The organism is Mucilaginibacter sp. Mucisp73, from assembly GCF_059491465.1.
Genome location: NZ_CP168507.1, coordinates 327,866 through 348,559 on the forward strand (window position 1 = coordinate 327,866; position 20,694 = coordinate 348,559).

Annotated in this window: 13 protein-coding genes and 1 tRNA gene; 9 read left to right on the plus strand and 5 right to left on the minus strand. The window is 42.8% G+C overall.

What is annotated here, in order from left to right; genetic code table 11:
- Positions 1 to 276: 276 nt before the first annotated feature.
- On the minus strand, positions 277 to 2,031 hold the full coding sequence (locus ACEN82_RS01440; RefSeq protein ID WP_413321937.1) for a family 43 glycosylhydrolase: 1,755 nt from the start codon (positions 2,029 to 2,031) through the stop codon (positions 277 to 279).
- Positions 2,032 to 2,217: 186 nt separating this feature from the next.
- Between ACEN82_RS01440 and ACEN82_RS01445 the strand changes: the two genes are divergently transcribed.
- Together ACEN82_RS01445 and ACEN82_RS01450 are read left to right on the plus strand one after the other, a co-directional pair.
- A complete protein-coding gene (locus tag ACEN82_RS01445; RefSeq protein ID WP_413321936.1) occupies positions 2,218 to 4,302 on the plus strand; it encodes a beta-galactosidase in 2,085 nt (694 codons plus the stop codon).
- A gap of 134 nt (positions 4,303 to 4,436) precedes the next feature.
- On the plus strand, positions 4,437 to 5,537 hold the full coding sequence (locus tag ACEN82_RS01450) for an acyltransferase family protein (RefSeq protein WP_413321935.1): 1,101 nt from the start codon (positions 4,437 to 4,439) through the stop codon (positions 5,535 to 5,537).
- Positions 5,538 to 5,553: 16 nt separating this feature from the next.
- Here ACEN82_RS01450 and ACEN82_RS01455 read toward each other — a convergent pair whose 3' ends face one another.
- The 3 genes from ACEN82_RS01455 to ACEN82_RS01465 form a co-directional block, all read right to left on the minus strand.
- Positions 5,554 to 5,922, minus strand: coding sequence for a hypothetical protein (locus tag ACEN82_RS01455; protein WP_413321934.1), 369 nt, complete (start codon positions 5,920 to 5,922; stop codon positions 5,554 to 5,556).
- Between the two features lie 204 nt (positions 5,923 to 6,126).
- On the minus strand, positions 6,127 to 7,494 hold the full coding sequence (locus tag ACEN82_RS01460; RefSeq protein ID WP_090529171.1) for a HAMP domain-containing sensor histidine kinase: 1,368 nt from the start codon (positions 7,492 to 7,494) through the stop codon (positions 6,127 to 6,129).
- Positions 7,491 to 8,174: a response regulator transcription factor gene (locus ACEN82_RS01465; RefSeq protein ID WP_413321933.1), complete on the minus strand. Its 684-nt coding sequence runs from the start codon at positions 8,172 to 8,174 to the stop codon at positions 7,491 to 7,493. Before ACEN82_RS01465 ends, ACEN82_RS01460 begins: the two co-directional genes overlap by 4 nt.
- 311 nt (positions 8,175 to 8,485) lie before the next feature.
- Here ACEN82_RS01465 and ACEN82_RS01470 point away from each other — a divergent pair, with 311 nt between their 5' ends.
- Complete coding sequence (locus ACEN82_RS01470) at positions 8,486 to 9,403, plus strand: hypothetical protein (RefSeq protein WP_413321932.1); 918 nt, start codon at positions 8,486 to 8,488, stop codon at positions 9,401 to 9,403.
- Positions 9,404 to 9,503: 100 nt separating this feature from the next.
- Here the strand turns inward: ACEN82_RS01470 and ACEN82_RS01475 are convergent, their stop codons facing one another.
- On the minus strand, positions 9,504 to 12,641 hold the full coding sequence (locus ACEN82_RS01475; protein WP_413321931.1) for a glycosyltransferase family 117 protein: 3,138 nt from the start codon (positions 12,639 to 12,641) through the stop codon (positions 9,504 to 9,506).
- Between the two features lie 213 nt (positions 12,642 to 12,854).
- Here ACEN82_RS01475 and ACEN82_RS01480 point away from each other — a divergent pair.
- The 6 genes from ACEN82_RS01480 (at position 12,855) to ACEN82_RS01505 (ending at position 20,597) form a co-directional block, all read left to right on the plus strand.
- A tRNA-Gln gene (locus ACEN82_RS01480) sits at positions 12,855 to 12,925 on the plus strand.
- A gap of 153 nt (positions 12,926 to 13,078) precedes the next feature.
- Complete coding sequence (locus ACEN82_RS01485; RefSeq protein ID WP_091166935.1) at positions 13,079 to 14,023, plus strand: ribose-phosphate pyrophosphokinase; 945 nt, start codon at positions 13,079 to 13,081, stop codon at positions 14,021 to 14,023.
- Between the two features lie 130 nt (positions 14,024 to 14,153).
- Positions 14,154 to 14,738 carry a 50S ribosomal protein L25/general stress protein Ctc gene (locus ACEN82_RS01490; RefSeq protein WP_090529154.1) on the plus strand — a complete coding sequence of 195 codons (585 nt, stop codon included), beginning with the start codon at positions 14,154 to 14,156 and terminating at the stop codon, positions 14,736 to 14,738.
- Between the two features lie 150 nt (positions 14,739 to 14,888).
- Positions 14,889 to 15,449, plus strand: coding sequence for an aminoacyl-tRNA hydrolase (gene pth / locus ACEN82_RS01495; RefSeq protein ID WP_413321930.1), 561 nt, complete (start codon positions 14,889 to 14,891; stop codon positions 15,447 to 15,449).
- A 104-nt stretch (positions 15,450 to 15,553) separates the two neighbouring features.
- Complete coding sequence (locus ACEN82_RS01500; RefSeq protein WP_413321929.1) at positions 15,554 to 18,010, plus strand: TonB-dependent receptor; 2,457 nt, start codon at positions 15,554 to 15,556, stop codon at positions 18,008 to 18,010.
- 115 nt (positions 18,011 to 18,125) lie between these two features.
- The gene (locus tag ACEN82_RS01505; RefSeq protein ID WP_413321928.1) at positions 18,126 to 20,597 is read left to right on the plus strand and encodes a TonB-dependent receptor; all 2,472 of its coding nucleotides are present in this window, start codon (positions 18,126 to 18,128) and stop codon (positions 20,595 to 20,597) included.
- Positions 20,598 to 20,694: the final 97 nt, after the last annotated feature.

The window sequence follows — 20,694 nt, forward strand, 5'->3', positions numbered from 1 at the left end:
AAGGGCGATTTAGTATCTTATGTTTGAATAAAATATTCATTGCCGTTGGTTTTAACCAACGGTAAAAAAGCTAAAAGTTCCTGGCTTTAGCCAAACTATGTAAGCGATTTGGGCTGAAGCTCCTTTTGTGCTACCTATTATCCCGTTGGTTAAAACCAACGGCAATGAACTGTCTACCTGCAAACTGTATTTATCAAATTTAAAAATATTTTATGTAGAGACACATAATTAAGTCTCCAGTAAGATAAAACGCTTTGAATGAAAGGAATATTAACACTACTCTACCTTCACAACTTTTGTCCTCGCCGAAATTCCGTTTTCATTAAACGCTTCTATCTGAAAATAGTATGGCAGGCTTTTATCCATCCCATTAAAATAGTATTCGTTATGGCCGTAAACCATCATGTTGTTGTACAATTTATCGGGCGCTATGCCGAAGTAAATGGTGTAGCCGGTGGCATTATCGTTTGGCTTCCATTTAAGCCAGGCATTGCGGCGTTCGCTGTCGCCACGCAGTATAATCAGGTTTTGCACGGTATCGGGTTTTGCACCTGCACCTTTACCAAACACCCTTAAGCCAGATATTGCAAATTTGCCTGTAGGCATGTGCAGGTTAACCATTTTTATGTAACGCGCTTTGACAGGATTTTTAAGCTCGATATAATCGTGCGGCACATCTTTACGGTTTTTGCTTTTGTCGATAAGGGGCTGCCATGTTTTGCCGTTAACCGACGAATAAACGATATACTGATGATACACACCTAATGATTTGCCCATAAACGTGGCATCCTGATCGGCATAGTTAATTTGGATGGCATTTACAGTGCTGATCCCGCCGAGATCAGTTTTAAGCCATTCGCCTTTATTGGCTGTTTTGGCGCTCCAATAAGTTTTAATGTCTTCATCAACAGCATTATTGGCGGCATAAGCGCCCAGGGTTGATGAAACCTCTACAGGTTTATTATAATTAAGGATCATCCAGCCGGTAAAATTACTTTTCAGATGGTCTTCGGGGCCGCTGGATAAATAATGCGGATAATCGCCATAAGCGGTATTGCTGTACAGTACGCCATCCTTATCAAACCCGGCAGGCCAGAAGCCAATGCGGCGCTCAAAGTTGTTTTTCACCGAGATGCCCATCGTGCTGATATGCCAGTAATTTCCATATTTATCGGCCCAGGTAGCGCCATGCCCTGCACCTTTGGCAAAGCCTCCCGGCTTGTATGAAAAAGGGTTATGCTTTTGATAGGTGAAAGGCCCCAGCGGATGATCGCCCACAAAAACACCATCGCCATAGCCACTTTGCTCGGTACCCGGCGCGCCGAACTGCAAATAGTATTTGCCTTTATACTTGTTCATCCACGAACCTTCTATAAATGGCAGCAGAAACACATTATCGTTATGCTCACCAAAACGTTCCCAGCCATGCTCTTCGGGGTTAAGCTTAACCATTTCTTTTTTTTGGCCGATGGGTTCGAAGGTGCGCCTGTCAATCTCCTGCCCGTAAAGCGGCAGTGTATTGCTGGAACCATGGTAAATATAAACCCGGCCGTCATCGTCGGCAAACATACCCGGGTCCCAGGCGCCAACTTTAAAATAGTCTTTAGCGGCTTTCCAGTCGTCGTGCGTTGGGTTGGTGCTCATCCACAGGGTAAAATCCTTATTATAGGTTGATCCTATCACCAGCAGGGTATCGCCCAAAACCAGCGTGGCAGGAGCACAAAGTTCATCGCCTTTAACTTCATTGTACGGACGGACGAACTTGCGGTAAACAAAATTCCAGTTCAGCATGTCGTCGCTCCACCAGTAGCCAAACTGGTTGGTAGAGAACAAATAATACTTACCTTTAAACAACGTCATGGTCGGATCGGCAGTGGCGCGGTGTTTGCCCCAGCTTGCAAAAGTTTCGAAGGGTGTATAACCGTAATCCAGGTTAAGCGGGTTACAATAGGTAAGGCGTTTTTGTTGCGCTTGGGCGCTCATTGCGCAGCAACATATCAGGATGAGCAGATAACTGGTAACTGTTTTCATAAGGAAATACTAACAGGTTATAATGGTATTACAACAGGGGGCTAATATCAGTTTTTAAACAGCAATAAAAGTTTTGTGTACTACTACATCTGTTTCACAACGTAAAATATTTTAACATTGTGTGTTAAAAACACAATTAATTCGTACTTTCATCAGCACAAGCCAGTTATCCTAAATATCGCTTTTATGAACAAGAAATCCCTGCTGTTCTTCGTCATGCAATTACTTTTTATTGCATCTGCTTTCGCGCAATATCCTAAAATGGATAAGCTGCTTTACGGCGTAGCTTATTATGACGAGTACATGCCTTATGAAAGGCTGGATAAGGACGTGCAAATGATGAAAGCCTGCGGCATTAACGTGGTGCGCATTGCCGAATCGACCTGGAGCACGGAAGAGCCACAGGATGGCGTTTTCGATTTTACTCATATCGACAGGGTTTTAAATGCTATGCAAAAAGCAGGGATCCATGTTATTATAGGTACGCCAACCTATGCTGTGCCTACCTGGATGGTAAAAAAGCATCCCGAGATCTTAGCTATTACCCCATCGGGCCAAAACCAGTACGGGCCACGGCAAAACATGGATATCACCAATAAAGATTACCGTTTTTATGCCGAGCGTGTTATCCGCAAGATCATGGAACACGTTAAGGACAATAAGGCGGTAATAGGATACCAGGTGGATAACGAAACCAAATCATACGGCACGGCCGGACCAAACGTGCAGGCGTTGTTTGTTAACTACATGAAGGCTAAGTATAAAACACTTGATAACATCAACCATATTTTCGGGCTCGATTACTGGAGCAACCGCATCAATAACTGGGACGATTTTCCGTCGATGGTTAATACCATTAATGGCAGCCTTTCATCGGAGTTTGCCAAATTTCAGCGGCAGCTGGTTACTGATTATTTAGCATGGCAGGCCGCCATAGTGCGCGAATATAAACGTCCCGATCAGTTCATCACCCAAAACTTCGACCTGGAATGGCACGGCTATTCGTTCGGCATTCAGCCCGATGTTGATCATTTTGCAGCAGCCAAAGCTTTGGATATTGCAGGCATTGATATTTACCACCCCAGCCAGGATAAGCTTACCGGCGTGGAGATTTCCTTTGGGGGCGATGTGGCCCGATCAATGAAAGGAGGCAAAAACTACCTTACTATTGAGACCGAAGCGCAGGGCTTTCCGCAATGGGTACCGTATCCGGGGCAGCTGAGGCTGCAGGCTTTTAGTCATTTAGCATCGGGGGCAAATATGGTGAGCTACTGGCCATGGCACTCTATCCATAACTCGGCCGAAACCTACTGGAAAGGTTTGTTAAGTCATGATTTTGAGCCCAACCCGGTTTATGACGAGGCTAAAACCATCGGCAAAGATTTCGACAGGTTAAGCAGCAAACTCATCAACCTGAAAAAGAAAAACGACGTAGCCATCCTATTCAGTAACGAAGCCCTTACCGGCTTTAAAGCTTTTGGCTTTGGCTGGGGTGTGCGTACCGGCTATAATGATGTATTGCGCCAGTTTTACGATGGCCTGTACCATATGAACGTAGGGTGTGATTTTGTTGACCCAACAAGTAAAAATATTGAAGATTATAAACTGCTGATAGTTCCCCTGCTATACGCGGCACCGGATAGTTTGCTAAAGCGATTAAACACCTATGTTAAAAACGGCGGGCATATCATTTATACCTTCAAAAGCGGTTTCGCCGACGAAAATGTGAAAGTACGTACCACCCATCAGCCGGGAATTATTGAAGAAGCCTGCGGAATTTACTACAGCCAGTTTACCGAACCCAGCAATGTATCATTAAAAGCTGATGATTGGAACCTGAAACCCGAAGATAAAAAGCTGAATACCTGGATGGAGCTCATTACTCCTACTACCGCTAAAGTATTAGCTTACTATGATCACCCGGTTTGGGGCAAGTACGCCGCCATTACCGAAAACACTTACGGCAAGGGCCTGGCAACATATATAGGCAGCTTAACCACCAGCGCCGTTACCGACAAATTATTGGCCGATGCCGTAAAAAAAGTTGGTCTCTGGGGTACCGATCAGCAGATAGCCTGGCCTGTTATCACCAAACAAGGTGTAAACCAGGGCGGCAAAACGGTTCATTATTATTTTAATTATTCGGCAAAAGAAACCAATCTTACTTATCCTTATAATAATGGCAAAGAGTTGTTATCAGGCGATAATGTCAGCAAAAACAGCGATTTAAAACTGGAGCCATGGGCAGTTAAGATCATTGAGGTTAATTAATTATCGTTGTCTAAAATGACAACATCTACGAAAAAATTATTTAATAGCGGTTTGCTTTATATTGCGCTATCTTTTTTACACCTTTAGCCTCCTAAAAATCGTGTAATAAAAAGACAGCTTATCACAAAGTCTGCATGCTAAAATTAAGATATATTGACGCCTTAAGGGGCTGGGCTATTTTAGGAGTTATAATGGTACACAGCTGGCAGGCAGGCTCGGCCAGTTACATTCCACCCCAGCTCAATAACATTTTGGTGCGTGGGAGCGCCGGCGTTCAGCTATTCTTTTTTATTAGTGCGTTTACTCTTTTTCTTTCCGCAAATGCCAAGTATGGAACAGAGCAACATTTTACGGGTAATTTTTTTATCCGTCGCTTTTTCAGAATCGCGCCGATGTACTATCTCGCCATCATTTATTTTTTATGGCAGGATGGTTTTGGCCCCCGTCATTCGTTAGGTGATGCTCCTGGTATAACCGTTGAAAATGTTATTGGCAACGTACTTTTTTTACACGGCTTCAATCCCACCTGGCTCAACAGCACTGTGCCGGGCGGCTGGTCGGTTGCTGTTGAAATGCTTTTTTATCTCTTCGTTCCCGTTTTATTTCATAAAATAAAAAACACACAGCAAGCCGCAGTATTTTTTATTTTATCACTTATTTTTCGTTTTATTCTTGATAATATTTTGCACCGCCATCCATTGATGCACAACGAAATTTTATGGAGTAATTACCTCTTCTTTTACTTTCCCTCACAATTACCGGCATTTGCACTGGGTATAATCTTTTATTTTATCATCAAGGATAATTATCAAATAAAAATTAAGCCATCTGTTATATTACTCGCTGCACTGATTCTGATGCTGCGAAATGCTCAAATAGACATTATTCCCGATTATCTATTATGCACAATAGCATTTTTATTGCTGGCCCTTGCCCTAAGCAAATTTGAATTTAAAATAATTGTTAACCAGGTCACAAGGTATATAGGTAAAATAAGTTTCAGCATATACTTAATCAATTTCGCTGTGATAGATTGGCTAAAGCATTTCCAACTGCTCAATTATTTTACTGTTCAAAGCCGAACCGAAGCTATAGCAAATTATACTACAAGGTTTTTATTAGTCTTGGTGGTTTGCATATTCATTGCTTCATTTCTATATTATTTTATTGAGTTGCCCGCTCAAAAAATCGGCTACCGAATCATAAAAAAGCGTGAGAGCAAACAATTGCTATAATCGTTAACGCGTATGCTTAGTTATTTGCTTGCTTCTTTCTCCGCAATATGATCAGCATGATCAAGCCAATGAGGCTAAATAGTCCCAAAATCCAGTAACCGCTTATCTGCGATGGGTTTACCGCTTTCTGATCGGTACTTTGCTTTACGCCGGCATCGCCGCTGGGTACGCTGGCTTTGTCACTGTCCTGCAATGTGCCCGTTCCGGTGCCTGATACGGTAGCTGTGCCCGGAGCACCCTGGCTCGCCCCGTTCCCGGCGCCTGCCCCATTAGCCTTGGTAGTTGATGATGAAGTATCTTTGGATGATTGTGCCAGCAAAGGCGCTGTAGCGCCCAATGTTAATCCCAGTAGCATAACGGCCAGTTTTATTTTAAATGCTTTCATGGTGTTTAGTTTTGATGCAGGTTGATTAAAACAATAGCTGTGCCAGTGATGGATTAATGTTAATAAATACAATGTTGAAATAAATGATAAACAAACGGTTGAGAGCTGGCGAGAAAAAGAAATCTCCTACGCCATGCTTAATTCGCTTTGCAAGGCCTATAAAATACACAATACCCTCAGGGGTATGTTTCGTGGCAAAACGTGTTATTTGGTTTTATAAACCGGCAGCATTACCCTGATCTCGGTACCTTCGCCCTCTTTAGAAACGATACCGATATTGCCCTTATGCAACCTTACAATGTTTAGTGCAAGAGGGAGGCCTACGCCGTGCCCCTCGTATTTCCCGGTATTTGATGCACGGAAAAATGGTTCGAATATGTGTTGGACATCGCTTTCGGGAATACCTATCCCCTGATCCTTTACACTAAAAATGACGCTGTGATTTTCGGCATATACCTTAAGAATTACCGGCTTGTTTTCGGAATATTTGCAGGCATTGAGACCAATATTACTGATGGCCAGTTTGAGCAGGTTGATGTTGCCCTGTGTCACCAGGCTATCCACGTCATCGGGCAGTGATGAAAAATCAATGCTGAGGTTATTTGTCGGGATGATATGATCAACAGCTTCTTTAACCATGAACGCCAGCTCATCGGCCCTAATTTGTTCCCAGTTTTGTTTTTTACCGTCGAACCCGCTTTGTGCCAGTCCCAATAAGCTGGTAATGATATCCTGCAGGCTTTGTGTGCCGGTTAGGATCTCTTTGAGGTTTTTATGCAGGTCGGCCCCTGGTTGATCCAGATTTTTGAGGGAAAGTTCGGCTTCGCCTTTAATGATGGCCAGGGGGGTGCGTAATTCGTGCGAGGCGTTGCTGATAAAGTTGTTCTGGGTTTCAAAGGCTGTTTCCAGCCTGTCGAGCATGTTGTTGAAAGTTTGGGTAAGCTCGGCTATTTCGTCTTTCCCGTTGTAATCCTCCAAACGCAAATGCAGGTTGCTGGCGGTAATGGTATTTACCTTTTTTATGATGCTGCGTACCGGCTTAAAGGTATGGTATGAAAACCGGCGACCAATAATATACACGATCAATATCGAGATCAGGAAACTGATTATCAGCACCTGCTCAAGATCATTCAGCTCACTAAGGCCAGATGGATTGGTTGCCGAAACCACAATAATAGCATCCCCCTCCGGAAAGTGGAAGATATTGCCGGCGTAAAATACATTATCGGCTTTAAACCTCGATTTACCGTTGGCGATGATGTTATTAATTAGTTGGCGCGGAACGCCTTTAACTGTTTTGCCTTTTGTGTAAATATCAGGTTTAATGATGTATTGCTTTTCGGCTATGAGGCGTTCCAGATAGCGCTGGCGTATTTCCCGGTACATGCCGAGGCTGTCGCGATCATTAAGGTGATGGATCTGGGAGGAGATGTTTACACGGGTCTCAAGCCGTTTATAAAAATCATCAAAGGTAAACTGGTGTACAAAATAAAAAATAGCGCTGCTGAATATCAATATTACCGACACTGTTAGCACCAGGAACAACAGCGCTACTTTTTTCTGGATGCTCATGCTGCGTTATTTTTTAAAATATAGCCCATGCCAATAACTGTATGGATCAATTTGTTGTCAAAATCTTTATCCACCTTTTTGCGCAGGTAGTTAATGTATACATCAACCACGTTGGTGCCCATATTGAAATCAATGTTCCAAACGTGCTCCAATATCTCAATGCGACTGAGCATGTGGTTTTTATTTTTAGCCAGAAACTCCAGCAGGCGATATTCCGTAGCTGTCAGGTCGATGGTTTTATCACCGCGTTTAACTGATTTTTCGTCGCCGTTAATTACCAGATCAGCAATTTGGATTACGTTTGGTGGCTGTACAAGATTGGCATTGCGGCGGGCCAATGTCCGAATGCGGGCGTTGAGTTCGGCCAGGCTAAAGGGTTTAACCATGTAATCATCAGCACCACTGTCGAGGCCTACAACTACGTTTTCGGTAGTTCCGAGTGCCGTAAGCATTAATATGGCTGCGTTCTGGCTGGCCTGCCGCAAGCGGCGGCAAACCTCAATGCCGTTAATGCCGGGCAACATGATATCCAGTATAATGAGTTGAAAATCCATCTTCATGGCCATGTCCAGTCCGGTTGTACCATCAAGGGCAACACTTATCTCGTGACCTTCGGTAGTAAGGTCGCGCTGGATGATGGATACCAGTTTGGGTTCATCTTCTATGAGCAGGATCTTCATTGTGGCAAATATATATTACGCTTAGTATAAACAATAAATAACGGTGATGTTTTAGTTAAACTCCACAGAAATATCGTTAAATTAAAGCGTTATTAATTGTAAGCCCGGTTATGCCTAATCCTTCCAAAATCATCTTCAATGCAGCCTGCCTTATACTTATTTTAGGCGTATTGGGCTGCCATCATGAAAGCAAGCCAATAAATAAAAAGCATCTTAAAAAAGCGGTTAAGCCAAAAGCAAAAGAATATGTAGAGATCAAATATACAGAACCACAACTTGTTGCTTTTTTTGACAGTTTGGGTAAGCTACCTGTGCAGCCACTTGCCGATAAAGCTGCTTTTGTTGCCGATTCTGTTTATAGAAATCTAATAAAACCTGCAAATAGGAAATTGCAGCCAGCAGATTTTGCGTTATTAAAGCGCGCTACACGCATGGAAATGATAGAAGTACATGCTGCAAGAAAAATATTTGGCGAATTAAAAACTGATAGTACCTGCACAGCCAAGGGCTTGCTTGATTCTGTTAAAAAAGGGAATGTTTATTTGCAATACTATCCGTTTGACCGGGATAAAAATAAGTTTGACGAGTTTGCAATTAGAATTGGCGATGTAAGACATTGTTCCGGCTCTGAGTTGTATTTTTTTAAAGGAGATAAAATTATTGCCAAACAAGATGGTTATGGCCGAGATGATGAAGATTTAGAATATTTTAAAAATACAGACGGCGAAGCTATCGTTTATCAATTATCTGAATTTGATAATGGTTCCGGTATTTGGTGGAACAATTACTTTTTTTATAAGTATGATGATGATAAACTAATTCCGGTATTAAACGAACCTGAAAGTTGTAATGCCCAGGCATTTTGGGAATTTCGGATTTTGTGGCTCGAATCCAAAATTCAGCAAACCAATCCGCTGACTATAAAAATGGTTTATCACCAACAGTTTTATAATGACAATAACGATGTTTATTTTAATTATGGGCCAATATTTTTGAATGATTCAACCAGTATTGAATATAGATGGGATGAAAGCTCGAAAACGCTGCGCGGGCAATATCAGCAATCTAAGCTAAACAAAGCCCAAATACTGTCATACTACCTTACTGATAACGACTATCTTTTCATTAATTCACATTATAAATTGTTAAAGGCTGTATTAGCGGATAAAAAACAAAGGCCGTGGTTATTGGATTATTTAAACAAAGTCAAAAATTATTATAATCACTAAAACTGGTCGAAGTTTAGCGACAGCGCAATTTCGGCCAGCTATTTACCAAAACAAAAAATGCCCGCTCAACGGCGGGCATTTACAAATATCAAGGGTTAACTTATTTTTTCCCTGTCACCCCAAATTTCTTTTCAAATCCACTCAGCTGTGCGCTGAACTTATTAAACAATTGCGGCTGCTTGTATTGCTTGCTAAACTCAACCAGCCCCCCTAAAATCTGCATTGAATATTGCAGATCACGATTTTCGAGGTTGGTTTCACCTTTTTGGAATAGGGCGTAGCTGTAATCAAGTTGATTATTTACATAATCGTCAACCAGGTTAGCCAGTTTATTGCCTAATTGAATGTCGTTTAAGCGGTAGGCGTTCTCGATCATATAATATTTACGTACCGCTATTTCTAACGAGTTAATAGTGGTTGGCATTACCTCATCATATTTTTTTAGCACCTTACGGGCCGAATCAGGTTTACCTGCTTTGGCCAAATCATCGGCCAGGGTTGAGTAAAGCCTGGTAATGAGTGGGTAAAACATGGTCATTGATTCGTGATCAAGATAGCTGGCGTTTTTCATATTGCCCCATTTGTATTTGGTCATCATATTTTCGTACATTTTACCGATGTTGCTGGCCTCAAGCGGCCCAACGGCTGTATCCGGTTTTAACGGCAGTAAACGGTAAGCGAAGCCCTCGTTGTACATGTATTTGTCCAAACCGATCATATTACTGTTAGGTACGGTAACCGAAAAATAAATCGGTCGCTTCCAGTTGTTATGGCTCAGGATATCCATCATCGCCAGTACATCCTTGGTAACGTAACGACCGTTAAATGTCCAGTCCATTTCCGGGGCTATTTTATCTTTATCGGCAGTTGGTACAGTGCCGGTTTTAATTACCTCGTCGGGGTTAACTGTCAATTTGAATTTATTGGTTGGCAGGTAATTGGCAACGTCTCCGTTGTTATACTCAACCATGGCTTCTTTTTTATCAGAGGTAATGAAATCGAAAACATCTTTCAGCTCGGTAGCCCCCGCAATTTTCTGATCGCTAAAATAGATCACATCACGTACGCCCGGTTTAAATTTATCATTCGGCATACTGATCGGCAATGGTTCCGATTCGTTCATCTTGTTTTTCATTCCGCGGATGTACCAGTCGGTACCCAGTAGGCTTAGGTTCACGATACGCACATCGGGGCGCACGTTTTCAACTTCCTGGATGTACCAGAGCGGGTAAGTATCATTATCGCCATAAGTAAACAAAATGGCATTTGGTGCGCATGAGTTCAGGTAGTTATAAGCCATATCATGCGGGGTAAGCTTGGTTGAACGGTCATGATCGTCCCATTCCTGGTTGGCCATTAATAAAGGAGCGGCCAGTAAACAAACCACTGTAGAGATAATGGCGCTAACCTTTGCATTCAGCTTTTTGCTTAACACATCGGCAATGCCTATCACGCCCAAACCTATCCATATGGCAAAGGCATAAAAGGAGCCTGCATAAGCATAGTCACGTTCGCGGGGCTGCAGCGGGTCCTGGTTAAGGTAAAGTACAATGGCTAAACCGGTACAAACAAACAGGATAGCAACAACCCCGGCTTCGCGCTGGTTGCGCGCAAAATGAAATACAGCACCAAACAAGCCAATGATAAGCGGTAAAAAGAACAGGCGGTTATAGCTTTTGCTTTGGGTAACCGAATAGGGCAGGGGTTTACTGAAATTCCATCCGCTTATCCATTCGCCATCGGCGCCTGAATTTAAGCTTTGACCATCGAGGTCATTGGCGCGGCCTGCAAAGTTCCACAGGAAATAGCGCGTATACATTTGGTTGATCTGCCATTTTGCAAAAAAGCTAATGTTTGAACCAAAGGTTGGGTGTTCGCTTTCACCGAGACCAGTCCACTCACGGTAAAACTCCGGGTGACCAGGCTTATCGCTAAACATGCGCGGGAATATGGTATTACGGTCATAAACGGTATTCAATTTTTTACCGGCAACCTCGTATTTGGTTGCCCCGCGGCGGTAAATATTAGCGCCTTCGGTTTGAGCCGTAGCTTCCGAATCAAAAAACTGCCCGTATAATAACGGGGTATCGCCGTATTGGTCGCGGTTAAGGTAACTGTTTAAGGCAAAGGCATTTTCCGGATCGCTGTTGTTCAGGTTAGGATTAGCTTTTGCACGTACCACAATCATTACAAATGAGCTGTAGCCAAACAGGATAAACAGCAGGCAGATCAAAAAGCTGTTGAGCGCGAAGCGTTTTTCGCGGATCTTTACTACATACTCTAACAAGGCTAAAACTGCTCCGCTTACTATAAGACCTATAATACCACCGCTTATGCCTAATATCAGTACAAAGCATACGGCCGCTAAAATAATAGCAGGTTTAACAGGATTTATAGTATAGTAAATGCCTGCAACAATGGTAATAATGAGCAGTACAAAAAACACTATTGCCCCGCTGCCAAAACCCATGCCCAGGGTGTTTACAAAAAGCAGGTCGGAAAAAGCCGCGCCTTTTACGGTGTATTGTATCACTCCCCAAAGTACAAAGGCCAGGGCCACCACGCTTGCCAAAAAGGTAAGCAACGTTCCCTTTGTAGTAACATTTTTTACCCTGCGGAAATAGATCACCAAACCGATAGCCGGGATCACCAGTAAATTTAATAAGTGAATACCGATGGAAAGGCCCATTACATAGGCGATAAAAACTATCCATCTGTCGGCATGAGGCTCATCGGCATGAGCGTCCCACTTTAATATCGCCCAAAATACTACAGCGGTACAAAGTGATGATTGTGCGTAAACTTCCGATTCTACAGCCGAAAACCAAAAGGTATCCGACCACGCATAGGCTAATGCGCCCACAAGGCCCGAACCTATGATCAGGATGAGATTGGTAACATTAAGCTGTTCCTGTGTTTTAACCAACAGTTTTTTGGCAAGGGCGGTAATGGTCCAAAACAGGAACATGATGGTGGCACCGCTGGCCAGGGCCGATGCCATGTTGGCCCAATAAGCTACTTTGGTATTATCGCCCATGGATAGCAGGGTAAATACTTTGCCAATGATGGTAAACAGGGGGGCGCCGGGCTGGTGGGCTACCTGTAATCGGTAAATACAGGCTATAAATTCGCCGCAATCCCAAAAGCTTGATGATGGCTCAAGGGTTAAAATGTAAGTTACCGTGGCAATGATAAAGGCCACCCAGCCAAATATATTGTCGAGTTTTTTGTAATTCATGTTCGGATGCTATCTAAAAAACAGGTTTAAAGCAGCCGAAAATAATAAAACTATTGGGATGTTGCCATTAAAAGAGGCGTTTTGAGGCGCATTTGTATTTTATTTTACTGTGTTTGAGTTGATAATAAACTTTTTTAAAATTCTATTTTGAGAATCAAATATTCGCGCTATATTTGCATTCCTTTTCGGGGAGTAAAACAAACCAAAGGAGATTGCCTGATAGTATAATGGTAGTACGACGGTTTTTGGTACCGTTTGTCTAGGTTCGAATCCTGGTCGGGCAACAATAAAATTCGGATTTCGGATTTTCAATTTCGGATTTATTCTGATTGGAAAACTTGAAATCCGAATTGTGTTTTATAACGGTTGTATTTGTAAAAGATCAACGGTGAAGGACAGGTAAATCCGAAATCGAACATCCCAAATTCAAAATCAAAATGCCCTTACAATTTAACCCGGTTAAATTATTTTCAGGATCAGGTTCGCAGGAGCTTGCGCATCTTATAGCTGATGCTTATGGTCGTGAGTTAGGTGAAGTTGTGATATCGCGTTTTAGCGATGGCGAATACCAGCCGCATTTTAACGAATCTGTAAGGGGATGCGATGTTTTCCTGATCCAGTCTACCCACCAGCCTACCGATAATTTAATGGAGTTACTCATGATGATTGATGCCGCCCGCCGCGCTTCAGCACATTATGTAAACGCCGTTATACCTTATTTTGGTTTGGCCCGTCAGGACAGGAAAGATAAGCCCCGTGTTGCCATTGGTGCAAAACTGGTGGCCAACTTGTTAGTTGCAGCCGGTATTAACCGCATCATGACCATGGATTTGCACGCAGCGCAGATCCAGGGATTTTTTGATGTTCCGGTTGATCACCTGGATGCTTCTATCATTTTTGTACCTTATATCAAAAGCCTTGGTTTAGGTCACCTTACCATCGCATCGCCTGATATGGGTGGTTCATACAGGGCCCGGAGCTTTGCCAAGTTCTTTAATGCCGAAGTGGTAATTTGCGATAAACGCCGTAAACGTGCCAACGAAATTGAAGCCATGACGCTGATAGGTGATGTTACCGACCAGGACATAGTACTGATTGATGACATTTGCGATACCGCGGGTACATTGGCAAAAGCAGCCGGACTGATCATGGAGCGTGGTGCACGCAGCGTACGCGCGGTTTGTACACACCCTGTATTATCAGGTAAGGCTTATGAAACTATCGAAAACTCGGCATTGACTGAACTGATAGTTACAGATACAATCCCGCTTAAACAAAGCAGCCCTAAAATAAGGGTGCTTTCAACCGCCGAACTGTTTGCAAAAGCGATAAGCAATGTAAACGAACACGGTTCGATTAGTACCTTGTTTAAGGTGGATTAAGAAACCTCTCCTAAATCCTCTCCAAAGGAGAGGACTTGAAAAGGTTAAAGTAGAATTAAAATATCCTTATGTAGCCCTCTCCTTTGGAGAGGGTTGGGTGAGGTTTAAATAAATAAACAAATAAATAAAAATGAAATCAATTGCTATTAGCGGTTCTCTAAGAGAGAACGTAGGGAAAAGAGACGCAAAAGAGCTGCGTTACAATGGCCAGGTGCCTGCAGTTCTTTATGGTGGTGCTACCCAGACCCACTTTTCTGTGTCCGCAGCTGATTTGAGGGCCGTTGTTTACACTCCGGTTGTTCATTTCATCGATCTGGAAATTGCCGGTGTTAAATCACAAGCTATCATCCAGGACATCCAGTTCCACCCATTAACTGAAAAAATCACTCACATTGACTTTTTATTGTTAGATGAGAAAAAACCTATCACCATCGAGATCCCGGTAAAATTAACCGGTACTTCTCCAGGTGTTAAAGTAGGTGGTAAGCTGGTTCAAAAATTAAGGAAACTGCGTATCAAAGCGCTTCCTAAAGATCATCTTGATGCTATTGAAGTAAGCATTGAATCTCTTGAGGTTGGTAAATCAGTAAAAGTATCTGATATTAAATTAGATAACTTAGTGATCACCAACGCTAAAGAAGATACCATTGTTTCTGTAACTACCTCACGTGCATTACGTCAGGCAGAGCAGGAAGCAGCTCAAGGTAAAAAATAAGCCCCCTAACCCCCTGAAGGGGGAGCAGGAGGTGAAATTAAAAACAGCGGTAGAGTAATTTCTATCGCTGTTTTTGTTTGAGCAATAAATAATATCTTCGCATAAAAGTTTAAGCTAATCAAAAATTCCCCCTTTAGGGGGCCAGGGGGCATGAAATATTTAATTGTAGGTTTAGGAAATATTGGTCCGGAGTATGCAGATACACGGCATAATATAGGTTTTATGGTGTTGGATGAACTGGCCAGGCAAGAGGGAGCGAGGTTTCAAAACTCACGCTTAGCTTATTATACCGAGATATCGTTCAAAAGCCGTACGCTTTGCCTCATTAAACCTACTACCTATATGAACCTGAGCGGAAAAGCCCTGAGCTACTGGATGAAAGACCTGAAAATTCCGGTGGGGAATGTTTTAGTTATCGTGGATGACCTTGCCCTGCCGCTGGGTACCTTACGCTTAAAACCCAAAGGCAGTGCCGCCGGGCATAACGGCCTTAAAAATATTGAAGAGGTGCTTGGCAACAATAACTACGCACGCCTGCGTTTTGGCATTGGTGATAATTACCCCAAAGGCCGCCAGGTTGATTTTGTGCTGAGCCCGTTTGATAAAGACGAACAGCCCGAACTGCCTGCACTGATCGATCGTTCGATAGAGATGGTGAAGAGTTTTGCAACTATTGGAACCGAACTTACCATGACTCGTTATAATAAGTAACAACGTCGTTACAAACTAATATTTTAGTTAAAATTCCGTTCAAATCGTAATTCGTGTTGTAACGCACGGGTATGTACTTACGTCTTGTAAACCTAAATAACCTTATGAAACAAATCCTGCTAACGGTACTTTGCTGTTGCTTTTCTACCTTCTTATTTGCTCAAACAAAAGCTCCCGTCGCTCCGGCAGTTCCTAATATTACTGTAAAAGGTATTATCATTGATTCGGCTAATAACAAACCTATGGGATATGTTACTGTTGCGCTCCAGGATGCCGCCACCAAAGCGCCGGTAAAAAGCACGCTGGCTAAAGACGATGGCAGTTTTGAACTAAAAACACCCGAAGGTAAAACTTACCAGTTAGTTGCTGTTTTTATTGGTTACGCCACCAAAACTATCCCGGTAAAACTTACAAATAATACATTTAATGCAGGCCGGATCCTGCTTTCGGCATCGAGCAAACAATTGAAAGAAGTTACCGTTACCGCGGTAAGGCCGGTAATGAAACAGGAGGTCGACCGCCTGAGCTATGATGTAACCGCCGACCCGGAAAGTAAGTCTATCACCGCGCTGGATATGATCCGGAAAGTACCTTTGTTATCTGTTGATGGCAACGACGCTATCAAGCTACGGGGTAATGATAATTACAAGATCCTGATCAATGGAAAAGAATCGGCCATGATGGCCAAGAACCCATCGGATGTGCTGAAATCCATGCCCGCTGCCAATATCGAAAAGATAGAAGTAATCACCACGCCGCCCGCAAAATATGATGCCGAAGGCCTTGCGGGGATCATCAATATCATCACCAAAAAAAATGCGGACCAAGGGTATAACGTAAGTATCAATACGGGGTACAATAGTGTTTATGGTGAACGGGGCAATGTTAACCTTACCTTGAAGCAAGGGAAGTTTGGTTTTAGCGGCTATGCCGGTTATAACTACAGGCCCTTGCGTACGTCATCGTTCGAGAACATGACCACTTTTTTTAAGCCACAGTCAACCGATCCGCAGTCAACACTTAGTCAAACAGGTACAAGGGGCAACACTGGCAAAAACCTGTATGGCAGCGGTGAGTTAAGTTATGAGGTAGATACCCTGAACCTGATTACCGGCATGTTTGATTTTTATCATGGCAAAAGCAATCAGCATAATTATCAGGTTACTACCCAACGCGATAGCGCCGATGCTGTTACGCAATTTTACCGTTTGTTTAACAATGGCACAGGCGAATTTAAAGGATCGGATGTGGGGTTGAATTACCAGTTAGGCTTTAAAAAAAACAAGGAGCAGCTGCTTACCATATCCTACAAATACAATTATAATAACAATCTTCAAACCAGCGAAGCCACAAAAGGTAATGACTTTAGCGGCGAAGGTGTCCCTAAAGATTACAGGCAATACAATAACTCAGGTTCAAAGCAGCATGCTTTTCAGTTAGATTATATCCAACCTTCTAAAATTCTTACTGTTGAGGCCGGTGGTAAAGCAACCCTGCGTAATAACTATAGCCAGTTTAATACTGATGTAAAAAGTGACGTGGATAATGAGTATCACGCCGATACAGCGCAGGTGAATAATTTTACCTATAAACAAAATATTTACGGTGTGTACAACTCTTATTCGGTTAAGCTAACCAAATGGGCTTTTAAAGGCGGTATGCGGTTGGAACATACCACGGTTAACGCCGATTTCGCGGTAGGGAAACCAACCGTTAACCAAAACTATGATAATTTTGTGCCCTCGGTATCGGTACAACGGAGCCTGAAAAGCAGCAGTCTCACACTTGGTTTTACCCAACGCATCCAACGCCCCGGTATTTACCAGCTTAACCCATATACTGATCAATCCAACCCGCAATACCGTAACGTTGGTAATCCTAACCTGAGGGCCGCGGTAACCAATAATTTTGAATTAGGTTACAGCAACTTTGCCAAAGGCTCCATTAACCTGAGCACCAATTACTCGTTTGCCAATAACACGGTGCAAAATTTAGCCTCGGTTGATACAGCAGGAGTTACTACTACCACTTACGCTAACGTGGGCTCGAACAAAAACTGGGGTTTTGATTTGAATGTGAATTATCCAATCACCAAAAAACTGAACGTGAATATAAATGCCGAATTACTGTTTGTTTGGCTGAAGGGCTATTACAACGGCTCGCTTTTCAGCAACAGTGGTAACCAGGGACACATTTTTACTTATACCAGCTACAAATTTGATGGCGGCTACCGCGCCGGTTTAAACATTGGGTATGACAGCCGTTATGTATTGCTGCAGGGAAAGGATAATTATTTTTTCTTCAGCTCCATCAGCGGTACCAAAACCATGTTTAAGGAAAAGGCCACACTATCAGTAAATGTTAACAATCCTTTCAAAAAATTCAACAAGCTCGACTTTTATACCAAAGGTGATGGCTTTGAAACTTACACAGCTAACAACAACTTTTACCGCACTATTAACGTGAGCCTGAGCTACAAGTTCGGCAGGCTTAACAGCAGCATAAAGAAAAATCAACGTGGTATTAACAATGATGATACCAGCAGCGGAAGCCGCAATTAACAACTTGAGTAACTAATCCGTTACCTGGCAGTGGCAAACGTTAAAAAGTGTTAAACGCATACTTTTTGGTGTCACGCCCGGGTATCTTAAACGTCTTATGACCAAAATCGCAATTATGAAACAATTTCTACTAACAGTGCTATGCTGTTTTGTCACGGGCATGGCTATGGCCCAGGCTGCCGCACCGGTTCCTGTTCAAAATATAACCGTTAAAGGTACCGTGATCGATTCGGCAACCAACAAGCCATTGGGGTATGGCACTGTCGCGCTACAGGATGCCGCTACCAAAACTCCGGTAAAAAGTACGCTTGCCAAAGATGACGGCAGCTTTGAGTTGAAAGCTCCCGAAGGTAAAACCTATCAGTTGGTAGTAGCTTCAGTAGGATATGCAACCAAAGTGCTCCCTGTAAAAATGGATGGTAAAACGTTTGATGCCGGGCGGATCCTGGTAGCCCCTTCAAGCAAACAGTTGAACGAGGTAACCATTACCGCTGTAAAGCCTGTAATGAAACAGGAGGTTGACCGCCTCAGTTATGATGTTACCGCCGATCCGGAAAGTAAAGCGGTATCTGCATTGGATATGATGCGTAAAGTGCCGCTTTTAGCTGTGGACGGCGATGATAACATCAAGTTAAAAGGCAGCGGCAAATACAAGATCCTGATCAACGGAAAAGAATCGGCGTTGATGGCTAAAAACCCATCAGACGTGTTAAAAGCAATGCCGGCTACCAACATCGAAAAGATTGAGGTGATCACTACGCCGCCTGCAAAATATGATGCGGAGGGCTTGGCAGGTATAATTAACATCATCACTAAAAAGAACGCGGATCAGGGCTATAATGGCAGTGTCAACATGCGCTATAACAGTGTTTGGGGGCCGGGGTATAACCTGAACATGACAGCCAAACAAGGCAAGTTCGGGGTTTCGGGGTATGCGGGTTTTGGTAATCAGAAGCGCAACACCAATACCTCAACTACAAAACAAACATTTTTTAATCCTGAATCAGAGATATTACAAACCGGAAGTAACTCATTTGGCGGCAAGTATCGTTACGCCAATGCCGAGCTAAGCTATGAGATTGACACCTTGAACCTGCTTACCGGTTCATTTGAATTTTTTCACGGCGAATTTAATCAGGACGGATCACAGCGATCAGCCCAGACAAACGCCGCCGGCGATTTGACCCAAGGCTATAACCTGTTGAGCAATAGCTATAATCATGATCAGGGACTTGATGCGTCTGTCAACTATCAGTTAGGGTTTAAAGGGCATAAAGATGAATTGCTAACATTATCCTACAAATACAGCTATGGGCCGAGCAAAAATTTCACTGATAACCAGTTTTCGGACAGGGTTAATTATTACAATGCACTTCAGCCCGATTTCAGGCAATATAATAATGCCGGTAACCGTGAGCATACCTTCCAGTTAGACTATGCCTATCCGTTAAAAAAGATCAGTATTGAGGCTGGCGGTAAAGTGATATTGCGGAATAATTTCAGCGATTACAGGCGCGAGGATAAAGATTCAACCAGCTCGGTATATAATGTAAATGCAGGACAAACTGGCGCGTTTGATTACCATCAGGATGTGTATAGTGCTTATAACTCATACCAGTTAAAAATGGATAAATGGACAGGCAAGGCGGGCTTGCGTTTAGAGCATACCCAGGTAAATGCTGTGTTTACAGGTACGCCGCTTGATAAAAGCTATAATAACTTTATTCCATCGGTATCTGTTCAGCGCTCTATGAAAAGCAGCAGCATCAGTTTGGGCTTTACCCAGCGCATTCAAAGGCCGGGCATTTACCAGTTAAATCCATTTATTGATAAATCGAACCCTAAATTCATCAGTACCGGTAATCCCGATCTGAAACCCGAGCTGAACAATACTTTTGAGTTGAACTATAGTAATTTCTCAAAAGGATCAATCAATGTTGGTTTGAGCTATGCGTTCTCCAATAATGCTATCCAAAACGTAACCAGCCTGATTCAAAACAACATGGGTGATCATATTGATACGGTTACGTTTACTACTTACCAAAATTTGGGCAGCAATCGTTCGTTAGGGTTAAACCTTAATACCAATTATTCTATTACTAAAAAGTTTACGGTTAATATCAACGGGCAAATTTCGCACGTGTGGTTAAAGGGAACTTATAACGGCCAGTTTTATAAAAATGACGGTTACACGGGCAACGCTTTTGCCAATATTGGTTACAAGTTTGATGGTGGCTACCGTTTAGGGCTTGATGCCGGTTTCTTTAGCGGTGATGTTACCTTACAAGGTAAATCGAGCAATTTTATTTTTAACTCTTACGTACTCTCTAAAGAATTCCTGAATAAAAAGCTGACCATATCTGCGGTAGCCAACAACCCATACAGCAAGTACCGCACCTTCAGGTCAACTACGCACACGGTTGACTTTGACCAGGAATCGTTGTATCATAACCGCTACAGGAATTTTGCCGTGAGGTTAAACTTTAAGTTTGGTAAACTTAATGGCGATATCAAAAAGAACCAGCGTGGCATTAATAACGATGATACCAAAGGCGGAGGAAAAAGCAATGGCGGCGGCAATGGTTAATTGCTGATAGATATTTGTTAGGAGAGGCGCATTATTGCGCCTCTTTTTGTTTTACCTCGTCCCCATTGTAAAAAGAAACAGATTGGAGACAATCATA

What these genes read in the sequence shown, in the direction of transcription:
- ACEN82_RS01440 (WP_413321937.1), bottom strand. Translation starts at nt 2,031, where the DNA reads ATGAAAACAGTTACCAGTTATCTGCTCATCCTGATATGTTGCTGCGCA.
- ACEN82_RS01445 (WP_413321936.1), top strand. Translation starts at nt 2,218, where the DNA reads ATGAACAAGAAATCCCTGCTGTTCTTCGTCATGCAATTACTTTTTATT.
- ACEN82_RS01450 (WP_413321935.1), top strand. Translation starts at nt 4,437, where the DNA reads ATGCTAAAATTAAGATATATTGACGCCTTAAGGGGCTGGGCTATTTTA.
- ACEN82_RS01455 (WP_413321934.1), bottom strand. Translation starts at nt 5,922, where the DNA reads ATGAAAGCATTTAAAATAAAACTGGCCGTTATGCTACTGGGATTAACA.
- ACEN82_RS01460 (WP_090529171.1), bottom strand. Translation starts at nt 7,494, where the DNA reads ATGAGCATCCAGAAAAAAGTAGCGCTGTTGTTCCTGGTGCTAACAGTG.
- ACEN82_RS01465 (WP_413321933.1), bottom strand. Translation starts at nt 8,174, where the DNA reads ATGAAGATCCTGCTCATAGAAGATGAACCCAAACTGGTATCCATCATC.
- ACEN82_RS01475 (WP_413321931.1), bottom strand. Translation starts at nt 12,641, where the DNA reads ATGAATTACAAAAAACTCGACAATATATTTGGCTGGGTGGCCTTTATC.
- ACEN82_RS01485 (WP_091166935.1), top strand. Translation starts at nt 13,079, where the DNA reads ATGCCCTTACAATTTAACCCGGTTAAATTATTTTCAGGATCAGGTTCG.
- ACEN82_RS01490 (WP_090529154.1), top strand. Translation starts at nt 14,154, where the DNA reads ATGAAATCAATTGCTATTAGCGGTTCTCTAAGAGAGAACGTAGGGAAA.
- pth (WP_413321930.1), top strand. Translation starts at nt 14,889, where the DNA reads ATGAAATATTTAATTGTAGGTTTAGGAAATATTGGTCCGGAGTATGCA.
- ACEN82_RS01500 (WP_413321929.1), top strand. Translation starts at nt 15,554, where the DNA reads ATGAAACAAATCCTGCTAACGGTACTTTGCTGTTGCTTTTCTACCTTC.
- ACEN82_RS01505 (WP_413321928.1), top strand. Translation starts at nt 18,126, where the DNA reads ATGAAACAATTTCTACTAACAGTGCTATGCTGTTTTGTCACGGGCATG.